General features: G+C 58.6%; 18 protein-coding genes and 1 tRNA gene. 10 read left to right on the top strand and 9 right to left on the bottom strand.

The window, feature by feature from the left end; all coding sequences use genetic code 11:
* Positions 1–2: 2 nt before the first annotated feature.
* The 3 genes from MHM84_RS07900 to MHM84_RS07910 form a co-directional block, all read right to left on the bottom strand.
* The gene (locus MHM84_RS07900) at positions 3–1,205 is read right to left on the bottom strand and encodes a YbfB/YjiJ family MFS transporter (protein WP_239264553.1); all 1,203 of its coding nucleotides are present in this window, start codon (positions 1,203–1,205) and stop codon (positions 3–5) included.
* A gap of 84 nt (positions 1,206–1,289) precedes the next feature.
* A complete protein-coding gene (locus tag MHM84_RS07905) occupies positions 1,290–2,039 on the bottom strand; it encodes a glutathione S-transferase family protein (RefSeq protein WP_239264555.1) in 750 nt (249 codons plus the stop codon).
* A 306-nt stretch (positions 2,040–2,345) separates the two neighbouring features.
* Positions 2,346–3,209, bottom strand: a complete 864-nt coding sequence (locus MHM84_RS07910) for a YicC/YloC family endoribonuclease (RefSeq protein ID WP_239264558.1) — start codon at positions 3,207–3,209, stop codon at positions 2,346–2,348.
* A gap of 202 nt (positions 3,210–3,411) precedes the next feature.
* On the opposite strand from MHM84_RS07910, the gene rph reads away from it, so the two are divergent.
* Positions 3,412–4,149, top strand: coding sequence for a ribonuclease PH (rph, locus tag MHM84_RS07915; protein ID WP_239264561.1), 738 nt, complete (start codon positions 3,412–3,414; stop codon positions 4,147–4,149).
* A gap of 84 nt (positions 4,150–4,233) precedes the next feature.
* On the opposite strand, the gene MHM84_RS07920 is transcribed toward rph, so the two are convergent.
* Positions 4,234–5,001, bottom strand: a complete 768-nt coding sequence (locus MHM84_RS07920) for an exodeoxyribonuclease III (RefSeq protein WP_239264563.1) — start codon at positions 4,999–5,001, stop codon at positions 4,234–4,236.
* Between the two features lie 93 nt (positions 5,002–5,094).
* Between MHM84_RS07920 and pyrE the strand changes: the two genes are divergently transcribed.
* The 5 genes from pyrE (at position 5,095) to rep (ending at position 9,643) form a co-directional block, all read left to right on the top strand.
* Positions 5,095–5,778, top strand: a complete 684-nt coding sequence (pyrE, locus tag MHM84_RS07925) for an orotate phosphoribosyltransferase (RefSeq protein ID WP_239264565.1) — start codon at positions 5,095–5,097, stop codon at positions 5,776–5,778.
* 26 nt (positions 5,779–5,804) lie between these two features.
* Positions 5,805–6,356 carry a YfaZ family outer membrane protein gene (locus tag MHM84_RS07930; protein ID WP_239264567.1) on the top strand — a complete coding sequence of 184 codons (552 nt, stop codon included), beginning with the start codon at positions 5,805–5,807 and terminating at the stop codon, positions 6,354–6,356.
* A gap of 67 nt (positions 6,357–6,423) precedes the next feature.
* Entirely contained in the window at positions 6,424–6,975 is a 552-nt protein-coding gene (locus MHM84_RS07935; RefSeq protein WP_239264569.1) for a YfaZ family outer membrane protein, read from the top strand.
* 115 nt (positions 6,976–7,090) lie between these two features.
* The gene (trmL, locus tag MHM84_RS07940; RefSeq protein WP_239264571.1) at positions 7,091–7,609 is read left to right on the top strand and encodes a tRNA (uridine(34)/cytosine(34)/5-carboxymethylaminomethyluridine(34)-2'-O)-methyltransferase TrmL; all 519 of its coding nucleotides are present in this window, start codon (positions 7,091–7,093) and stop codon (positions 7,607–7,609) included.
* Between the two features lie 3 nt (positions 7,610–7,612).
* Positions 7,613–9,643, top strand: a complete 2,031-nt coding sequence (gene rep, locus MHM84_RS07945; RefSeq protein WP_239264573.1) for a DNA helicase Rep — start codon at positions 7,613–7,615, stop codon at positions 9,641–9,643.
* Between the two features lie 78 nt (positions 9,644–9,721).
* Here the strand turns inward: rep and MHM84_RS07950 are convergent, their stop codons facing one another.
* The gene (locus tag MHM84_RS07950) at positions 9,722–10,540 is read right to left on the bottom strand and encodes a c-type cytochrome (protein ID WP_239264575.1); all 819 of its coding nucleotides are present in this window, start codon (positions 10,538–10,540) and stop codon (positions 9,722–9,724) included.
* 218 nt (positions 10,541–10,758) lie between these two features.
* Here MHM84_RS07950 and MHM84_RS07955 point away from each other — a divergent pair.
* Positions 10,759–10,835, top strand: a tRNA-Arg gene (locus MHM84_RS07955).
* A 245-nt stretch (positions 10,836–11,080) separates the two neighbouring features.
* A complete protein-coding gene (locus MHM84_RS07960) occupies positions 11,081–11,410 on the top strand; it encodes a S24 family peptidase (RefSeq protein ID WP_239264577.1) in 330 nt (109 codons plus the stop codon).
* A 1,196-nt stretch (positions 11,411–12,606) separates the two neighbouring features.
* Here the strand turns inward: MHM84_RS07960 and MHM84_RS07965 are convergent.
* From MHM84_RS07965 to MHM84_RS07980, 4 genes are all read right to left on the bottom strand, one after another.
* On the bottom strand, positions 12,607–13,725 hold the full coding sequence (locus MHM84_RS07965; protein ID WP_239264579.1) for an aldose epimerase family protein: 1,119 nt from the start codon (positions 13,723–13,725) through the stop codon (positions 12,607–12,609).
* 171 nt (positions 13,726–13,896) lie between these two features.
* On the bottom strand, positions 13,897–15,168 hold the full coding sequence (locus MHM84_RS07970; RefSeq protein ID WP_239264583.1) for a TRAP transporter large permease: 1,272 nt from the start codon (positions 15,166–15,168) through the stop codon (positions 13,897–13,899).
* 26 nt (positions 15,169–15,194) lie between these two features.
* Positions 15,195–15,677: a TRAP transporter small permease gene (locus tag MHM84_RS07975; protein ID WP_239264586.1), complete on the bottom strand. Its 483-nt coding sequence runs from the start codon at positions 15,675–15,677 to the stop codon at positions 15,195–15,197.
* Positions 15,678–15,735: 58 nt separating this feature from the next.
* A complete protein-coding gene (locus MHM84_RS07980; RefSeq protein ID WP_239264589.1) occupies positions 15,736–16,773 on the bottom strand; it encodes a DctP family TRAP transporter solute-binding subunit in 1,038 nt (345 codons plus the stop codon).
* A 168-nt stretch (positions 16,774–16,941) separates the two neighbouring features.
* Between MHM84_RS07980 and MHM84_RS07985 the strand changes: the two genes are divergently transcribed.
* Together MHM84_RS07985 and MHM84_RS07990 are read left to right on the top strand one after the other, a co-directional pair.
* A complete protein-coding gene (locus MHM84_RS07985; protein ID WP_239264592.1) occupies positions 16,942–17,655 on the top strand; it encodes a GntR family transcriptional regulator in 714 nt (237 codons plus the stop codon).
* A gap of 27 nt (positions 17,656–17,682) precedes the next feature.
* Positions 17,683–18,834 (top strand): mandelate racemase/muconate lactonizing enzyme family protein, encoded by a 1,152-nt coding sequence (locus tag MHM84_RS07990; protein WP_239264595.1) that lies wholly within the window; start codon positions 17,683–17,685, stop codon positions 18,832–18,834.
* Positions 18,835–19,110: the final 276 nt, after the last annotated feature.

A 19,110-nucleotide genomic window follows, 5' to 3' on the forward strand; every position in this document is an offset into this window, starting at 1 on the left:
GCTCAGCCTGCTTCGGGCATAGGCGGCGTCACCCGATGCAGCGCCAGCAGCAGCCCCATTCCGGCGATCATTACCACGGTCGTCACCAGCAGGGCACCATGGTAGCTGCCGGTGAAGGCGACGATATAGCCGGTCATGGCTGGCGCCACCACCTGTGCCACGCCGTAGCTCAGAGTAAGACGCGACATGGCGCGGGCCGGGTTGGCCGGATAGCGACTGCCGATCAACGTCAGCGTCAAACTGACGACGCCCACGAAGGTGCCGCCGAATAGCACGGCACTGAGCAGGTTGACGAAAGTGGCGGTGGACACCACCGGCAACACGAAGGATACCGTCTGCAGTCCATAGGCGATCAACAGTGCCATGACCGGCCCCAGGGCTCTGGCTACCCGATCCCAGAGGAAACTGGATGGCACGGCGGCCAGCCCGACGATCACCCATACCCAACTGCCTTCGCCAGCCAGTAAGGGCAATCTTTCGAGGATGGCGACAATGAAGGTGGCGCCGACGACATAGCCGAACCCGCCGCAGAAATAGACCGCAATCATCAACGCCAGCCAGCGTCTTGATGGCCCCTGGAGCGCCTTGGCGGTCTGCTTGGTGGAGATGGGCGGCGGCGCAGGGAGCCAGCGCCACGCCGGCACGAAGAACACGAGGCCCAGCAGACCCAGACCGATCCATTGCTGAGCCCAGTTCGTCCACTCGATCATGCTCGCCAGCGCCAGGCCGGACACCACGATCCCCAGTCCCAGGCCGGTGAAATGCAGCCCCAGTTCCTGCCTATGGTGGTGACGAGTCAGCCAGTTGAGCACCAGGCCCGAAGCCAGCAGCAGCCCGGCGATGCTCGAGACACCCGCAACGAAACGCAGAGCGGCCCAGAGCACTACATTGTCGGTCAGGCCCATACCCAGTGTGGTGACGACAGCCAGCACCAGGCACACGCGGTAGAGCGTGAACTTGACCGACAGCCGGCCGATACAAGAGGCCAGCAGCGCGCCGCTCATGTAGCCCAGGTAATTGATCGTCGCCAGCCAGCCCCCGGCCACATCGGACAGCCCGGCGCCGTCGCGCATGATGGGCAGCAGGGGCGTATAGGCAAAACGGGCCAGCCCGACCGTCAGAATCAGCGCGCTGATCCCGGCAAGAATGACCTTGTAGCGCGCCAGGTTGGATGTGGCGGGGAGGGGCGACTCCGTGACTGCCATGCGGGCCTCGGTGAGTTGGGCGCTGCGAGAGCGTAGCGGTATAGAGTCGCTTAACGCCACACTTGGTGATATTGGCCTTTGATCTCACCCAAACGCTTTATCCAGCGCTAGATAGGCACCACTCTGCTCACGAATCTCCTGCCCCAGCGTATCGACCTCCTTCGACACGTCCCGGAAATGCGCCCGGTCGGCCATGCCTTCCAGCCACCGGGTGACTTGTGGATAGCGCCCAAACCGGTAGCCCGCCGTCTTGATCTGATAGAGCTCGCAGCTCATGGTGAGATCGGCAAGGGTGGGATGTTCATCGCCCAGCACCGTTGGCGGGTGCGCGTCGTGATGCTGGCGTTCGAAATGTGCCTCAAGGGTGACAAGCCCCTGGTTCAGCCCCGCCTGTAAAGGCGCAATCAAGGTGTTCTGAATCTCACGCTTGAGCATCGGCAACGTCAGGTGCAGGTTCATGATGTGATGAAACATATCGAAGCGACGCAGATTGCCGTGGTGCCAGGCTAGCCACTGATCGATCTGTGCCGTGCGCATCGCGTCCTGATCGCCCGGATACCATTGCCGTGCAGTCTCCTGTCCCGGGGCTGTGCGGCAGAGGTACATCATGATGGACTGGCTTTCGCCGAGTGTGAGCCGCCCTCCCTTATCGTTGTCATCCACCAGCGCTGGCACGGTCTGAAACGCATTGATCTCTGTATACTCGGACGTACGGGTCTCGCCACCGGCAAAGTCGACTTCATGGAAGTCGTAATCGATCGAGAGTTCACGCAACGTTATTTCGACTGCCCGGCAGGGCTGGGAGAGGCGATGGGCGTAGAGGGTGATGGGCATGGACGTTTCCTGGTCGGTAAGAAACAGCCTTTAGCGTAGCGCATGGGGTGGAAGGGTCGTGTGCGTGGGATTCCGGAAGAATGTGCTATTACCGGTTAGCCATCAAATGAGCGGATTTTATTAACTCGCTGATACAATTATATTTTTTACTCTTCCTTATGTGCCTAGGCTGGGCCGATCAAATGGCCGTCAAATGAAGCGGCTACTAGAAATAATGGCCAGCTTTAGTCATTGGAGAAGAAACAATTTTCAGCGTAGTGGAGGGAGGTGGATCGGGATGCGCAGAGGCATCCCGAAGGCAAGTATTCACTCGATATTCTGGATCTGCTCGCGCATCTGCTCGATCAGCACCTTGAGCTCTACCGCGCAGCGGGTGCTTTCGGCGACGATAGACTTGGACGACAGTGTGTTGGCTTCGCGGTTGAGTTCCTGCATCAGGAAGTCGAGGCGGCGGCCGACGGGGCCTTTCTGCTTGAGCTGGCGCTCGACTTCGGTGACGTGGGTCTCGAGGCGGTCGAGTTCTTCGTCGACGTCGGCCTTCTGGGCGAGCAGGGCGATCTCGGCTTCCAGGCGCTGGGGCTCTAACTCGGCCTTGAGCGTTTCCAGGCGTTCGAGCAGTTGGCTGCGCTGGCGGGCGAGGATGTCCGGCAGCAGGGCGCGGACCTCGGCGACCTGGATGCGCACGCCGTCGAGGCGCTGGCGGATCAGCTCGGCCAGACGTTCGCCCTCGCGGGCGCGGCCGGCGATCAGGTCGTCCAGCGCCACGTCGAACAACGCCTTGGCCTCGCGCTGGACGATTTCCAGGTCGATGCCGTGCGTTTCCACCACGCCGGGGTGGTCGAGCAGTTCCAGCGCATTGGGCATGGCCGCATCGGGCAGTTCGGCGCGCACCTCGTGCAGGGCGCGGGCCAGCTCGGCCAGGCGCGTGCGGTTGACGCTCAGCGATTCGCCGCTGGCCGCCGGTTCGAAGCGCAGGTGGCATTCCACCTTGCCGCGGGCCAGGCGGTTTCTGAGCGCTTCGCGAAAGGCCGTTTCCAGATCGCGCAGGCTGTCCGGCAGGCGAAAGTGCGGTTCCAGGTAGCGCTGGTTCACCGAGCGCAGTTCCAGTTGCAGGCTGCCCCAATCGGCGTCGCGGGTCTGCCGGGTGAAGGCGGTCATGCTGTGGGTCATGTCAGTTTCCTCGAACCGGTGTGCTCTCGCTCGCTGATCGTTCAGCCAGCTTTCAGGCTGAAGGCAGGGTGCCCAGCGATAAAAGCTCCAGTGTAACGGATTTGTCGCGTGACGAGCGCCAGCGGTAATCAGGTTCGTCCGCGTAATGGTGCCGGAGTGTGTAGAATGGCGCCCTTTCAGTGAAGCGATTACGAGAGACGATATGCCCACGGAGTTCAAGCGCCCCAGCGGACGGCAGCCCGATCAGTTGCGTGAGATCACGCTGACCCGCGAGTATACCCGCCATGCCGAGGGCTCGGTGCTGGTGGCGTTCGGCGATACCAAGGTGCTGTGTAACGCCAGCGTCGAGCCCGGCGTGCCGCGCTGGCTGCGTGGCAAGGGTCAGGGTTGGATCACTGCCGAGTACGGCATGCTGCCGCGCGCCACGCATACCCGCGGCGGCCGCGAGGCGACCCGTGGCAAGCAGGGTGGTCGCACGCTGGAAATCCAGCGCCTGATCGGCCGTTCGCTGCGCGCGGTGGTGGATCTCAAGAAGCTGGGCGAATTCACCATCACCGTCGATTGCGACGTAATCCAGGCCGATGGCGGCACGCGCACCGCGTCGATCACCGGCGGCTGCGTGGCGCTGGTCGATGCCATCCGCTATCTGCAGCGCAAGAAGCTGATCAAGACCGACCCGTTCAAGGAGCTGGTCAGTTCGGTGTCGGTGGGCGTGTTCAAGCAAACCCCGGTGGTCGATCTCGACTATCCCGAGGACAGTGCCGCGGACACCGACATGAACGTAGTGATGACCGAGAGCGGCGGCCTGATCGAGGTGCAGGGCACGGCAGAGGCGATGGCGTTCTCGCGCGGCGAACTCGATGCCATGCTCGACCTGGCCGAAAAGGCCGGCGCGGAGCTGTTCGCCCATCAGCGCGAGGCGCTGGGCCTGCGCGATTGATCAGCGGATACGACAACGCCGGCCTGGGGCCGGCGTTGTTCGTGCTGCGACGATGAACCTGATTCTTGGCGATCGAGGTTGTGGTTATAGATCGAGATCGTATTCGACGATCAGCGGGGCGTACTCGGAGAAAGTCGCTTCGCGATCGATCCAGGCGTCGACGACATGGCGGCGGAAGTTGGGCCCGACGATCTGGTAGTCGATGCGCCAGCCTTCCTGGCGGTTGCGCGGCACGTCCTGGTCGAGCTTCGGCCACCAGGTGTACTCGCCGGCGTCGCGATTGATCTCACGGAAGGTGTCGATGAAACCGGTGGGGCCGAACATCTGATCCATCCAGGCGCGCTCTTCCGGCTTGAAGCCGGGCGTGGTCTGGTTGTCGGCCCAGTTGGCCAGGTCCACCGTCTTGTGAGCGATGTGCCAGGTGCCGCAAATGATGTATTCGCGGCGCTTGCGGGCCATCTTGCTCAGGTATTCCTGATACTGGGCCATGAATTCCTGCTTGGCGGCGTAATCGCTGCCATCGGGCATCAGGAAGCTGGCGATGCTGAAGCGGTCGTAGTCGGCCTGCAGGAAGCGCGCTTCGTTGTCGCACTCCGGAAAGCCCAGACCGTACATGATGGCCTTGGGAATCTTGCGGCAATACAGGCCTACGCCCGAGAAGTTGTCCTGCTCGGCGTCGAGGAAGTAACCCTCGTAGCCTTCGGGGTAGAGGATGCTGTCGTCGAGGTCGAAGCTCTTGGCCTTCAGGTTCTGCACGCAGACGACGTCGGCATCCTGGTCGGCCAGCCAGTCGAGAAAGCCCCGCTCGACGGCTTCGCGAATCCCGTTAACATTGATGCTGGCGATTTTCATACATGGTCCCTTTTTCGTCGCGCGTGTATTATACCCGAGCTTTCGACGTTTGGGTAAATGGCCCTGACTAATAAATGTGATAGGGAGGCATCCGTGGCCGGCCACTTGCAAGCATATCAGCGTGAGTTCATCGCCTTCGCCATCGAGCAGGGCGTGCTCAAGTTCGGCGAATTCACCCTGAAATCCGGTCGCGTCAGTCCCTATTTCTTCAATGCCGGCCTGTTTCGTAGCGGCTCGGCACTGGCTCGTCTGGGGCGTTTCTACGCTCGGGCGATTATCGACAGCGGCCTCCGTGCCGATGTCCTGTTCGGTCCAGCCTATAAGGGAATTCCGCTCGCCGCGAGTGCCGCCGTGGCCCTGGCCGACCATCATGATTGCGATATGCCGTTCGCCTTCAACCGCAAGGAGGCCAAGACGCACGGTGAAGGTGGCAATATCGTCGGCGCCGAGCTCAAGGGCAAGGTGCTGATCGTCGACGACGTGATCACTGCCGGGACCGCCATCGGCGAGGTCATGCAACTGATCGATGCGGCTGGCGCACAGGCCGCAGGGGTGGTCATCGCCCTCGACCGCCAGGAGCGCGGGCAAGCTGGCGATGACATGAAGAGCCAAAGCGCCATCCAAGAGGTCGAGGCCCGCTACGGCATGCCGGTGATCAGTATCGTCACCCTCGATCAGGTCCTCGAGTACCTCGAGACCCAGGCCGGCGACGAGCTCAAGCCCTATGCCCCGGCCATTCGCGATTACCGGGCACGCTACGGCGTCGTCAGCGCGTAGAAGAACGTATCCAAGAGAATTCAGCAATGAAAGCAGTTTCCCTTTTGGCCGGCGTGGCCAGCCTGACTCTGACGGTCTCCCTGGCACAGGCCTCCGGCCTGGACGTGAACATCAACAACGAGGCGGCCCGGTTCGCGGCCAGCGGCGAGCTCATGCCGGGTATCGAATTGGGTGGCAGCCTGCTCAGCAGCGACGATAACGGCGATCTCACTGCCGCCGGTATCCAACTCATGGGTACCGAGTCCACCCGCAACTATGAAGTCGGTGCGGGGCCGCGCTGGAGCCACTACGACAGCGATCAGGGCGATGGCGGCGGCCTGGGGCTGGGCGGTTACGGTTATGTCTATCTGCCCGCTGTGCCCAAGCTATCGGTGGGCGGTTATGGCGTCTACACGCCGGGAGCGCTGACTTACCAGGATTTCGATCATGGTTCTGAGTTCGGTGCCCGGGCACGCTACCGCGTGGCCCACAACGTACAGGCTTATGTCGGCTATCGCCGGGTCAGTGCCGAGTTCGGCAATGGCGACAGCGAGACATTGGATAACGGGCCGTTGGTGGGCGTACATCTGAACTTCTAAGCACTATGCTCGTGGTGATGATGCCGCAGAGCGGCTGCCTTTCGGTTCGGTACTCTGGAGACATGACATGAAACGTACTCTCGCGCTGCTGGGTTCCGTGGGCCTGCTAAGCGTAGCTTTGCAGGCGCAGGCACTCAGTCTCTCGGCCTCCGGTGGTTCAGATTCTTTCGGTGTCGAGGCTAGCCAGTCGATTGCCCCGACATTGCGTGCCGGTGTCGGCTACTTCACATCAGAAGATAGCGGTCATGATGTCGATATCTACTCCGGCTCGCTGATGTTCTCGCCCTATCTGCCGGGCATCGATCTGGCAGTGGGTGGTCGCTATCAGTATCAGGACGCCTACTATGGCGATGGCGGCGCGTTGGGCCTGGGTGGTTCGGCCTTTGTCGATACGCCGATCCCGCTGACCTCGGTTGGGGGTTATGGCTTTTATGCCCCGGAAGGGCTGAGCCACGGCGATATCGAGAAGAGCTACCAGTACGGCGCCGAAGTCCGCGTCAATCTCGTGTCGCAGACATATCTGCACGCCGGCTATCGTTACTATCGTACCGACTTCGAAAACGAGGGTGAGCATACGCTGCATAGCGGTCCGACCTTTGGCGTCAGCGTCGGCTTCTGACAGGCCCCAGCACGGCTGCGTATTGCCCAGCGAAGATGCATTTCACTCTACATCGGCGCCCCGCAGGGGCGCCGATTGACGTCGGCCTCACTGCTTGCCGACTCGGTTACCCCCTATGCTCGATATCGTTCTCTTTGAACCCGAAATTCCGCCCAATACCGGCAATCTGATCCGGCTGTGCGCCAATACCGGGTTTCGTCTACACCTCATCGAGCCGCTGGGGTTCGTACTGGACGACAAGCGCCTGCGACGTGCCGGACTCGACTACCACGAGTGGGCACGGGTGACGTTGCATGCCGATTGGCAATGCTTCGTTCGCGATGTCGTCCCCGAGCGGGTCTTCGCCGTTTCCACCCGCGGACGGACCGGTTACCATGAGCCGGCCTATCGGCCCGGCGATGCGCTGGTGTTCGGCCCGGAAACCCGTGGCCTGCCGCAGGCCATGCTCGATGCGCTGCCACCCGCTCAGCGCCTGCGCATTCCGATGTTGCCTGACAGTCGTAGCCTCAACCTTTCCAATGCCTGCGCGATTCTCGTCTTCGAGGCGTGGCGTCAGTTGGGGTTCGCCGGGGCCAGCCATCCGGATACCCTGGACATGTCCACGCCTTTCGGAGCCCCGCAGGGCCACGAGTAACTTATGTCGATCCAGCAACGCCTCGCCAAGCTCAACCCGCGCCAGCAGGAAGCGGTGCGCTACATCGACGGCCCTTGTCTGGTGCTGGCCGGCGCCGGCTCGGGCAAGACCAGCGTGATCACTACCAAGATTGCCTATCTAATCCAGGAGTGTGGGATGAGCGCGCGCAAGATCGCCGCGGTCACCTTCACCAACAAGGCGGCCCGCGAGATGAAGGAGCGCGTGGGCAAGCTGCTCAAGGGCAAGGAAGGGCACGGACTGACGGTGTCGACCTTCCACACGCTGGGCCTGACGATCATCCGTGGCGAACTCAAGACGCTGGGCTACAAGGCGGGCTTTTCGCTGTTCGATCCCGAGGATGCCAAGGCGCTGTTGCGCGACCTGATGCAGAAGGATGCCCAGGTCGACGCCGACCAGATCAATCGCGTGCAGAGCCAGATTTCGACCTGGAAGAACGATCTGGTGCTGCCCGGCCAGGCGCTGTCGCATGCGGCGGACGAGGACGAACAGTACGCGGCGCGCCTTTACGAGGCCTACAACCGCCACCTCAAGGCCTACAACGCCGTCGACTTCGACGATCTGATCCTGCTGCCGGTGGTGCTACTGCAAAGCGATCCCGAAGCGTTGGCGCGCTGGCGGCGCAAGTTTCAGTACATGCTGGTCGACGAGTATCAGGACACCAACGTCAGCCAGTATCTGCTGGTGCGCCTGCTGATGGCCGAGCGCGCGACCTTCACCGTGGTCGGCGACGACGATCAGTCGATCTATGCCTGGCGCGGCGCACGCCCCGAGAACCTGGTCACCCTGGGCGAAGACTTCCCGCGCCTGCGCGTAATCAAGCTGGAGCAGAACTACCGCTCCACCGGGGTAATCCTGCGTGCCGCCAATACGTTGATTGCCAATAACCCCCACGTCTACGAGAAAACACTGTGGTCCGACATGGGGCCGGGCGAGCCGATTCGTATCGTCGTCAACCGCCACGAAGAAGCCGAAGCCGAGCGCGTGGCCAGCGAGATTCTCACCCGGCGCATCAAGGAGCGCGCCGAGTGGCGCGACTTCGCGGTGCTCTACCGCGGCAATTTTCAGGCCCGGCTGCTCGAACTCAAGCTGCAGCACTACCAGATTCCCTACAAGCTTTCCGGCGGCACCTCGTTCTTCTCGCGCAACGAGATCAAGGACGCCATGGCCTACCTGCGGCTGCTGATCAATCCGGGCGACGACAATGCCTTTCTGCGCATCGTCAACGTGCCGCGTCGCGAGATCGGCCCGGGCACGCTGGAGAAACTGGCCAACTACGCCACCGAGCGCAGCATCTCGATGTTCGCCGCCTGTCATGAACTGGGCCTGGAACAGACGCTACCGGCGCGTGCGGTGGAGCGTCTGTCGCGCTTCACGCATTTCATCGACGGGGTGCGCAAGCGCATGGACCAGGGCGACGCCATTGCCGCGATTCGCGAGATGATGCGCGACATGGACTACGAGGCCTGGCTGCACCAGAATGCCAGTGCGCCGACCGTGGCCGAGCGGCGCATGGCCAACGTCTGGACGCTGATCGACCAGCTCGAGAAGTCGATGGAGCGCGAAGAGGGTGAGGAAACCGACGATGTCCAGTCAGCCATCTCGCGGTTGGTGCTGCGCGACATCCTCGAGCAACAGGCCGAAGAGGACGACTCCGACCGCGTGCAACTGCTGACCATGCATGCCTCCAAGGGGCTGGAGTTTCCGCATGTCTACCTGATGGGGCTGGAAGAGGAGCTGTTGCCGCACCGCAACTCCATCGAGGCCGGCACGGTGGAGGAGGAGCGCCGCCTGGCCTACGTGGGCATTACCCGCGCCCGTCAGACCCTGACGCTGACTCTGGCGCGCCAGCGCAAGGCCTACGGCGAGCTGATGGACTGCGTGCCCAGCCGCTTTCTCGACGAGCTGCCCGAAGACGATCTCGAATGGGAAGGCCGCGCCGACAAGGAAGACCCCGACAAGAAGCAGGCGCGCGGCAAGGATGCCATCGCTGGGCTGCGCTCGCTGCTCGGCTGAGCGCGAAAGGCTAGGACATGCAATGCAAACGGGGCGCCAGTGGCGCGCCGTCGTGCTTAAGGCTGAACGAGCCAGTCGTTACTGGACGGTGGAAACCATGTGATCGACCGCAGCCTCGACCTCGGCATCGGACAGGCTGGGGTTGGCCCCCTTGGGCGGCATGGCATTGAAGCCATTGATGGCATGGTCGTAGAGCGTCTCGATGCCCTTCTCCAGGCGCGGTGCCCAGGCCGTATCATCGCCGAGCTTGGGGGCCCCGGCGATGCCGGCGTCATGACAGACCATGCAGGTCTGGTCATAGATGGCGCCGCCGTCGACATCGCTACCTCCACTGGCGGCGGCGACCTGCTGGCCTTCTTCGGCCTGGGCCGGAGCGGCATCGTCTTCCGCGGCAGGCGCCGCTTCGCCTTCACCCGTGTCGATGGCCACGTCCTCGCCGCGGACCGGTTCGGTCATGTAGTTGACGGCATCCTTCACTTCACGATCGGTCAGGTTGGGGTTGCCACCCTTGGCCGGCATGGCATTGAAGCCGTTGATGGCGTGATCGTAGAGCGTGTCCATGCCTTTCTCGAGGCGGGCGGTCCAGTCGGCGGCTTCGCCACGCACAGGTGCTCCGGCGACGCCGGCGGCATGGCAGACGGCACACACGCTGGTGTACACCTCTTCGCCGGACTGGCCCTCGCTAGCGGGACTGGCCTGGGCGACGGCCGCCGCGCCACACTCATCGCCCTGCAGGCAGAGCTGACCGACCGGCTTGAGCCGTTCGGCAATGGCTTCACGGGACATGTCGCCTTCTTGCGCCGAGGCCGTCATACCGGCAATCAGGCCCAAAGCGGCCAGAGCCCCCACGAACAGTTTCTTGTAAGTCACTCTCACCACCTCGTACGGTCCTGTCATCGATATTTTTCTTGGCCCGAGGGCGCAAAGCGTCGACAGTATAACGACAACCCTTTGTGCAAGAAAATGCGACAAACCGCGCCACTTGGGGGCTGGAATGTTGACTCAATGGCGCGAAAGCCGCGTCCGCACTGGACAGTGCCTAGCAGGAACGGGTAGGATGACGCGCGTCGTCTGCGCGTTCATGTCGCAGGCGGGGCCGGTCTACCGGTCAGTGTCCGCCCTTAGCTCAGCTGGATAGAGCGTTGCCCTCCGGAGGCAAAGGTCATAGGTTCGAATCCTATAGGGCGGGCCAATCATATCAGGGGCTTGCGAGCAATCGCAGGCCCTTTTCTTTTCTTCTGTGCCAGCCGTTGAGTTCAAGATACGCTGGGCCTACATGGTTTGAGCGTTAGCCGCGCTTTGGCACGGTGCGCCTGATTAGCTGCCAGCTAGAAGGATAGTCAGCCCAACCTTCTGCTCTACTGCATGGTATTGTCTTGTATCGCATTGTGCTTATAGAGAATAAGCGAAAATGCTTAGCTTCGATGTAGGTTGCTGATGTGGGTTTCGAGTAACATTTCCGCCGTCTATCGTTTCACCATGCCCATTTATGACATCGAAGCCGCTGCGGGTTCAGGACGGCTGTCCGATGCCGAAAACATAGAAAGCACACTCTATTTCGAGACTGCCCAGCTGGAAGCCGAGGGCCTGGAACCGGCGCAGATCGTTGGTCCCAAAGTGCGTGGCGACTCGATGGAGGAGACCCCGCGCGACGGTGACCTGGTGCTGGTCGACCGCTCGCAGCGCACGCCGGATGGCGTGTTCCTGCTGCGTATGGGGGATGAGCTGCGGATCAAGCACGTGCAGCGTGTTGCCATGGGGCGCTGATGCTCATCAGTGACAACACGCATTCCCAGCCCGAACTGGTGAAGCCGCAGGAGATGGCCGAACTGGAGATAATTGGACGATGTAAGATTCGGATTGGGAAGATTTTTTAAAACATTACAAGAATATGTTTAGTGAATTTAAATGGGATAGGTATGCAGATTACTGAAGCAATTATGCACGGTTTAGAAAAAGAAGCCAGAGCGAGTATCGTAACGGAAAACCTTAGGGCTTAACCTTTCAGCCATTGATGAAAGGATGGTAAGGCTGGGTGAAGGGGTCCTAAAAGAATATGCCCGTCAGTCTGATAGCCGCTCCGTCGCATAAGTAGGTCTTAACCAGGGCAATAGTCGCTGCCAAACCGCTGCGCGCCGTTATCCTGAAGAAGGGTAGTGAAGCGATTCCACCAGGGTGTAGACTGACTAAAACTTTGTATCTCTGCAGGGCTGCGCTTATGGCTTAAGCAGTTCTTCACGATGCCGGCAAATGGTCTCTAATGAAGTCTGATGGGCTTCATCATAAACCCGCTAGATCTGTTCGAGAGAGGCATGTTGGTCTGGTGGCACCTTGCTACCTCCCAATGCAACCATACGGCCTGAGCGCCCACGTGCAAACAATTCTTTATCTTTCTCAGTGCCAGGCTCTGTCGTTTTCTTAGTCACATCAAAGTTCTACTTTAATAACGTTAAGAAACCTCACTCTCAATATAACCTTGCGGCGGCACATGTTCTACGTTCTGTCTGAAAAGCTGGCCCGCATGCAACGCTTGATGCAGACCAGCGTCACTAGGGTGCGCAGTTATTGGCCAGCTTGTCACAACGCGGACAGAGACGACGTTTTTCCTTCAGCCAATTGAACAGCCGCTCCACGGCGATACTACGGCCGGTCGAACTGATGAGGCAGGCCACGCCGTGGATGGCGTGCATGTTGCGCCGGGCGATGATCGGGCATATGCCATAACGCATGCAGTATCGGCGCAGTGGATCGCTGTCATAGCCTTTGTCTGAGACCATGGACAGGAAGCGACGCGGGCGCTATCGCGTTGCTGGGTTGTCGAGCAGATCTTAACTTGGTTGGGTGAATGAGGCGGCTCGCTCTTGCATTGAACGGCGCATCGATATTTACCATGCCTTTACGCTGCTGGGCTATTCCCTGCTCTATTTGGAAAAGCTACAGGGTAGGTTTGAAAAGCACTCTATTTATAAATGCTCAATTGAAAATGCGTAAACCGTACGGGAACGATAGATAGCGCCGGGTTCTAGCAGAGTTGAAGGGAAGTTCGCCTGGTTGGGGGAATCAGGAAAATGCTGCGTCTCGAGCGCGAAACCTGAATGGCGTGTATAGGGTCCGCCACTTTTGCCGGTCAGGCTGCCGTCGAGAAAATTCCCCGAGTAGAACTGCAGCCCTGGCTCGGTCGTTGATACTGTCATCATACGTCCACTATCGGGCTCCCAGACTTGGGCTGCAACCATTAAGCTGTCGGCGTGCCCCGGTTCACGGGTGAGCACGAAGTTATGATCATATCCCAGCCCTCGTAATTGCGAATTATTTTGCCCGATGCGCTCACCAATCGCCGTCGGCCGAGTGAAATCGAAGGGCGTGCCGGCCACCGATCGTATCTCGCCGAGAGGAATCAGGCCGGTATCGGCCGGGATGAAAAAGTCGGCATTGATTTTCAGACAATGATCTAAAATGCTGCCGTTGCCTTCGCCCTTGAGGTTGAAGTAGCTGTGCTGCGTGAGGTTGACGGGCGTGGTTCGGGTGGTGGTCGCCTGGTAATCAATCACCAGTTCGTCGGCATCGGTCAGGGTATAGGTGACCTGTGCATTCAGCCGCCCAGGGTAACCTTCCTCACCATCCGCACTGGAATAGCTCAGTGTAACGCCTAGGCCCGCCTCGTTGTCGAAGGGCTGCATCTGCCACAGCGCTTGATCGAAGCCGTGCTCTCCGCCATGTAAATGATGCTGACCGTCGTTGGTGGCCAAGGTGAAGGTTTTGCTGTTCAGCGAGAACCGACCATGGGCAATACGGTTACCGTAACGACCAATCAGTGCGCCGAAGTAAGGATTGGCTTCACGATATGTCTTCGAAAGGTAGTAATCGAGAGCATCGAAGCCCAGCACAATGTCATCGTAGCAGCCTTCTCGATCGGGAGTACGCAAGGACGCGATAATGCCACCATAGCTTATGACGATCATCTCAATGCCGGTGGCATTGACGATACGATAGGCATCGACCTTGCGCCCATCGGCCAGTTGCCCAAAGTTGGATCTTTCAATGCCCCTGCCGTTGCAGGTGTGGGATAGTGGCTGCGTCATGTGGTACTCCGGTAATAAATCTGTCTGCTTTTGCGTGGGAGGAGCGTCGAAAAACGGCTCGAGCGATCTTGTTAGAAGACATTCTCTTACTACTAACTAACCGTATGTCTAATTATGGCCGGAGATCCGGCCATTCGATTCTTCAGGTTATGAGCCACTGCCTGACAGGCTTTACTTAAATATATTAGGCAGCCATGTCGACAGGGCGGGAAAGAATATAAGCAACAGAATGGCAAAGAGTTCAGCGAGCAGAAACGGAAAGAGTTGCTTGAGCAAGGGCATCATCTTGATCTGCCCTATGCGCATCATAATGAACAGCACGACACCTACCGGCGGCGTGATCAGCCCCACCGCCAAGGTCAGAATGATAATGATGGAGGTCTGGATGGGATCGATGCCCAGGGTATCGCCCAGCGGCATGATCAAGGGCGCGAATATGACGATGGCCGCCCCGATATCCAGAAACATTCCTAGCACCAGCATGAGCAGCATCACGGCCAGCAGGAACAGCCAGGGTTGTGACTCGAACAACGGCGCCATCGACGAGACCAGGCCGGAGATGCCCAGCAAGTTGAGGGCATAGGAGAGGATGGCGGCACACGCCACTAGCAGGTAAATGCTCGCGGACATCCTTGCCGCCGATTTGACAGCATCCCAGAAACCGGCGAGGTCCAGTTCCCTGAACACGAAAACACCCAGAATAGAGGCGATAGCTACGGCAATCCCGCCGCCTTCTGTCGCGGTGAAAGCCCCGATGATCATGCCGCCCACGATAACTACGGGAAGCAACCCCACCAGCAGCGCCTCGACGGCCAATAGAGGAATTTCCTTTCTTGTAACTTCCAACGTTGACTTAGGCAAACCGCCGTTCCTGCCATGCAGGAAGATAATCCCCAGACAGGCGCCGCCAATCAGCAAACCGGGAATTACTCCGGCAACGAACAAATCGATGACGGAGATCCCCGTCACGGCAGCCATGATGATAGCTAACCCCGATGGGGGTATGATCGGCCCGATGATCGCGCTGGCCACCGTAACGGCCCCGGTATACTCCTTGCTGTAACCTTCACGCGGCATCTCGTGGATGAAGAATTTGCCTAATGCGCTGGTATCGGCCACAGCAGAGCCCGAAATGCCGGCAAACAGCACCGAGGATCCAACATTGGCGTAGGCAGTGCCGCCATGAAATCTTCCCGTAAAAATGGAGGAAAGCCTAATCAAACGGGTAGTAATCCCGCTACGGTTCATGATTTCCGCAGCCAGAATATAAAACGGAACGGCCATAAACACGAAACTGTCCACGCCCGCAAAAAAACGCGTGATCGATACTTGCAGAGGCAGTCCCGTCAACCATATGCCTGCCACACCACCGACGCCAAGTGCGAAAGCAATGGGTACACCGATCAGGATCAGACCCAGCCCCAATATAGCTACTATCAGCATGACTTCACCTTTGAATCGTTAAGCCACTATGCTTGTGCTTCGGCATCGTCAGAGAAACCGGTAAACCAGCTGAGGACAATTTCTATGAAAACGAGCATTCCTCCGACCGGTATGGCCATGTAAGGAAATATCATTGGGATGCCCGATGCGGCAGCCGTCTGGGTGCGGTTGCTCATGGCCGCATCCCAGCCATAGACCACCAGCACCAGGCAGAATGCCGCACCCACGCTATAGAGTGCACTGCGCATAAGCTGTCGATGCCTGGCCTTGACAGTACCCAGCAGACCACTCACTGCCATATGTTCCGCCCGGTACACGCATGCCACGCTTCCCAGCATCATTAGCCAGATCATGCAAAACCGCATGACCTCTTCCCCCCAGGGAATCGAATCTCCCAGAAAATAACGTCCCACCACTTGAGACACGTTGATCAGGCTTACGAATATCAACAACACGGCGCAGATGATCTCGCAGCTTTTGGCCAGGTATTTAGCGACATTACCAAGCATGATTCGTTACACCTGTGCATACCTGAAGAAAGGAGGGCTCACAGCCCTCCCGCTCATCTCAGTCATACATACTCTTTTCGGCTTGGTTGACGGCATCGACAATCTGATTGACCAGACCCTCACCCACCTGATTGGCAATGTATGCTTTGATGGGCTCCTGAGTTTTTTCCTTGAACAGCTCCTTCTCTTCAGGCGTAGAGACATGAACCTCGACACCTTTTTCCTCTTCGAGAAGTTTCGAGTATTTCCAGTCGCCCTCAGTTTTCTGGACATTCTCCGTTGCGGCAAGCAGCTTCGCCCCGTCGGTGATGATCTGCTGTTCGCTGGCCGATAGCGAGTTGAACCAGTCGCCACTGGCGATAACGATGTGCAGCCCCAGTACATGCTCATTCAGGGTGAAGTAATCCACGACATCACCCGCCCCACCGGTGTAGTGAACGGCGGGAGGACTTTCCAAACCGTCAACGACCCCTTGCTTGACCGCCATGACCGCCTCCGCGCCGGAGATCGGTGTTGGCGAAGCCCCAAGCGCCTCCACCATTTCCATGTAGACAGGGCTCTCCATGGTCCTGATCTTCATGCCCTCCATATCGGAAGGCGTAATGATCTGCTTGCCCGTAGTGGCGAACGAGCGAAAGCCATTTTCCGAAAAGGCTAAGGCTTTCATACCAGTCTGCTGGGTAATATCGTCGAGCATATTACGCCCGAAGTCGCCCTGCATGACTTGCCAGGCCACGGGTGCAGACTTGAACAAATAGGGAATCGACCATACCTGGATCGGGCTATAGAAGCCGGCAAGCGCCCCATCGGAAGGCAGGGACATTTCAAGCGACCCCTGCTGGACCATTTCGATCATTTCTCGCGCGGTGCCCAGTTGCCCCCCTGGAAAAAGCCTTACGGATATTTCGCCGTTGCTCTTGCTTTCGACGTACTCCTTGAATCGGTTGACGGCGTTGTATTCCGGATTGTCTCCCTTGAACATCTCGAAGCCGAACTTGATCTGCGTTTCGGCCCATCCCTGAACAGGCAGGATACCCACACCCGCGACCACACAGGCAGACAGGAATTTCTTCAGTGGCATGCTTTTATGGGACATTGTCTCTATCCTCATTGTTGGACGACGCACTTCAGATAGCACATTATCTTTGTTGCTTAGCACACACTAGATAGTAGATGAATAAACTAAAACTCAACTTTAGTGGTATCTTCTTGGCGCAAAGAATGATGTAAAAAGTATTCATGATACTTGACCGCAGGTGCCGACATGCTCAATCAATCAGATGTGACGCCCCGCAACGGAGCCGATAGCGCTTTCCCCAAGGGGGGAAGCAAAGACACTCGTTCACGCCGGCTTCACACTCTGATTCGCGAGGACATCATCGAAGGGCGGCTTGCGCCAGGTACCCGCCTCAAGGTCGGCGAGCTGGCTGCATATTACGGTTCAAGTACGAATCCCGTTCGCGAAGCGCTTAATCGACTGGAAGGAGAGGGCATCGTAATCATTACCCAGAACCAGGGGGCTCGCGTTCGGGCTATCGATGAGGATTTCATCAGGAACATATACGAGATCAGGATCCTGATAGAGCCTTACTTGGTGCGCTGGTTTGTGGATTACGCCACCGATGAAGACATAAGAAAACTACGTGCCATCCAAAAAGAAATAGACGAGGTAATCGAAACGGACCTTGAGCGTTTCAATGAGCTCAATGAAACCTTTCATAACATCATCTATGCCAATCACTACAATTCCGAGGCGCGCCAGATCATCAAGCGGCAAGAAGCCATGCTTCATAGTCTGAGCAGGCGCTTCGGGCTTCCTCGCTCACGCAAAAAGGCCATCTGCCAAGAACATCATCAACTTATCGAGGCAATCGAGCGCGGGGAAAGCCAGCTAGCCGTTGAGACAGAGGAAAGGCATGTACGCGGCTCCGTCGAGTTGCTACTTGAACAAATGCGCATCCACAGGAACAGCAACTGACCGATACATAAAGCGGAGTTTTTGCACATGAAAATAACTTCCATTACTTCATACATCGTTTGGGTAGGTGTCAGGAATCAACTCCTGGTCAAAGTAGACACCGATGAGGGCATTTATGGATGGGGCGAGTCAGGGCTATCGGGTAGGGAAAAGGCCGTACAGGGGGCCATCGAGCACTATCGCGAGTTCCTGATCGGTAAGGATCCGTTCCAGGCCGGAGCGATATGGCAGGAGATGTACCGCAGCCAGTATTTCGAGGGTGGCCGTGTGCTGACGGCTGCCATCAGTGCTATTGATATCGCGCTTTACGACATCAAGGGCAAGGCCCTGAATGTCCCTGTCTATCAGCTTCTGGGAGGCAAGCAGCGCGATAGAGTGCCGACCTTTGGCACGATAGTCAGCGACAGCGTGGCGGAGACTGTCGAAAAGGCGAAGCTGCTCCAGGAACACGGGTGGAAATGCATCCGGCTGGTGGCCGCCGGTCAGGAGAATACCTCAACCTATGAACCTCGGGAATCCATTGCCGACACGGTCCCGATGGTGATCAAGACCAGGGAAGCTCTGGGGGGCGATATTACGCTAGGTCTGGAATATCATCATCGCTTGAGCGTGGCGGAAGCGGCCTCCTTCTGCAACAAGTTGCCCAACGGGGCTCTGGATTTCCTTGAAGAGCCCATTCGAGACGAGTCGCCGAAATCCTATAAGTCATTGCGCACAATGACCAATGTCCCGTTCGCCGTTGGTGAGGAGTTCTCGTCTAAATGGCAATTCATGCCTTATATCGAAGACGACATTATCCAATTCTGTCGTATAGATATCTGTAATGTTGGAGGTTTTACTGAGGCGATGAAGGTCGCGGGATGGTGCGAGGCACACTATATCGACCTGATGCCTCATAACCCTCTCGGCCCGATCTGCACGGCTGCTAGCATCCATCTTGCGGCAGCGGTGACCAATTTCTCTTGGCTGGAATGGCGAAACACGCCTGCAGAAACACTCAATTTTAATGCTCCAGACGTGTTTCCCGTCCAACCGGAACTCGACGGTGCGGATTTCCCCGTGTCGGACAAGCCGGGCCTCGGCATTGAGGTCGACGAAGAGTACGTCAAGCGCCAGTCATTCAAATTCTCTGAGCCGCCTCACCTGAGTCGTAGGGATGGTTCCTTTACCAATTGGTAAGCAAAATCTATTCATAGGGCTGGCATCCGAACCATCTCTCTGTCGAGGCCTTTATGGGCTATCTGTTGCTTTCAGGCCACTGGCGGCAATGTCAATGACTGCACCGTAGCTCCTGAGAAGACTTGGCGGCATGGTAGCCAGCCGGCCCCTAGAAGACTATGGCTGGCCACTTGGGGGGCAGGTCAGTGGCGGCGTGGCGGCTATTTCCGATCCCGGCTTCAAGGATGTGAAGGGGCTCGCTACCTGGGGTACCACATATTGAAGTTGAGACGGGTG

Source organism: Halomonas sp. McH1-25 (genome assembly GCF_022348165.1).
Classification (GTDB): domain Bacteria; phylum Pseudomonadota; class Gammaproteobacteria; order Pseudomonadales; family Halomonadaceae; genus Modicisalibacter.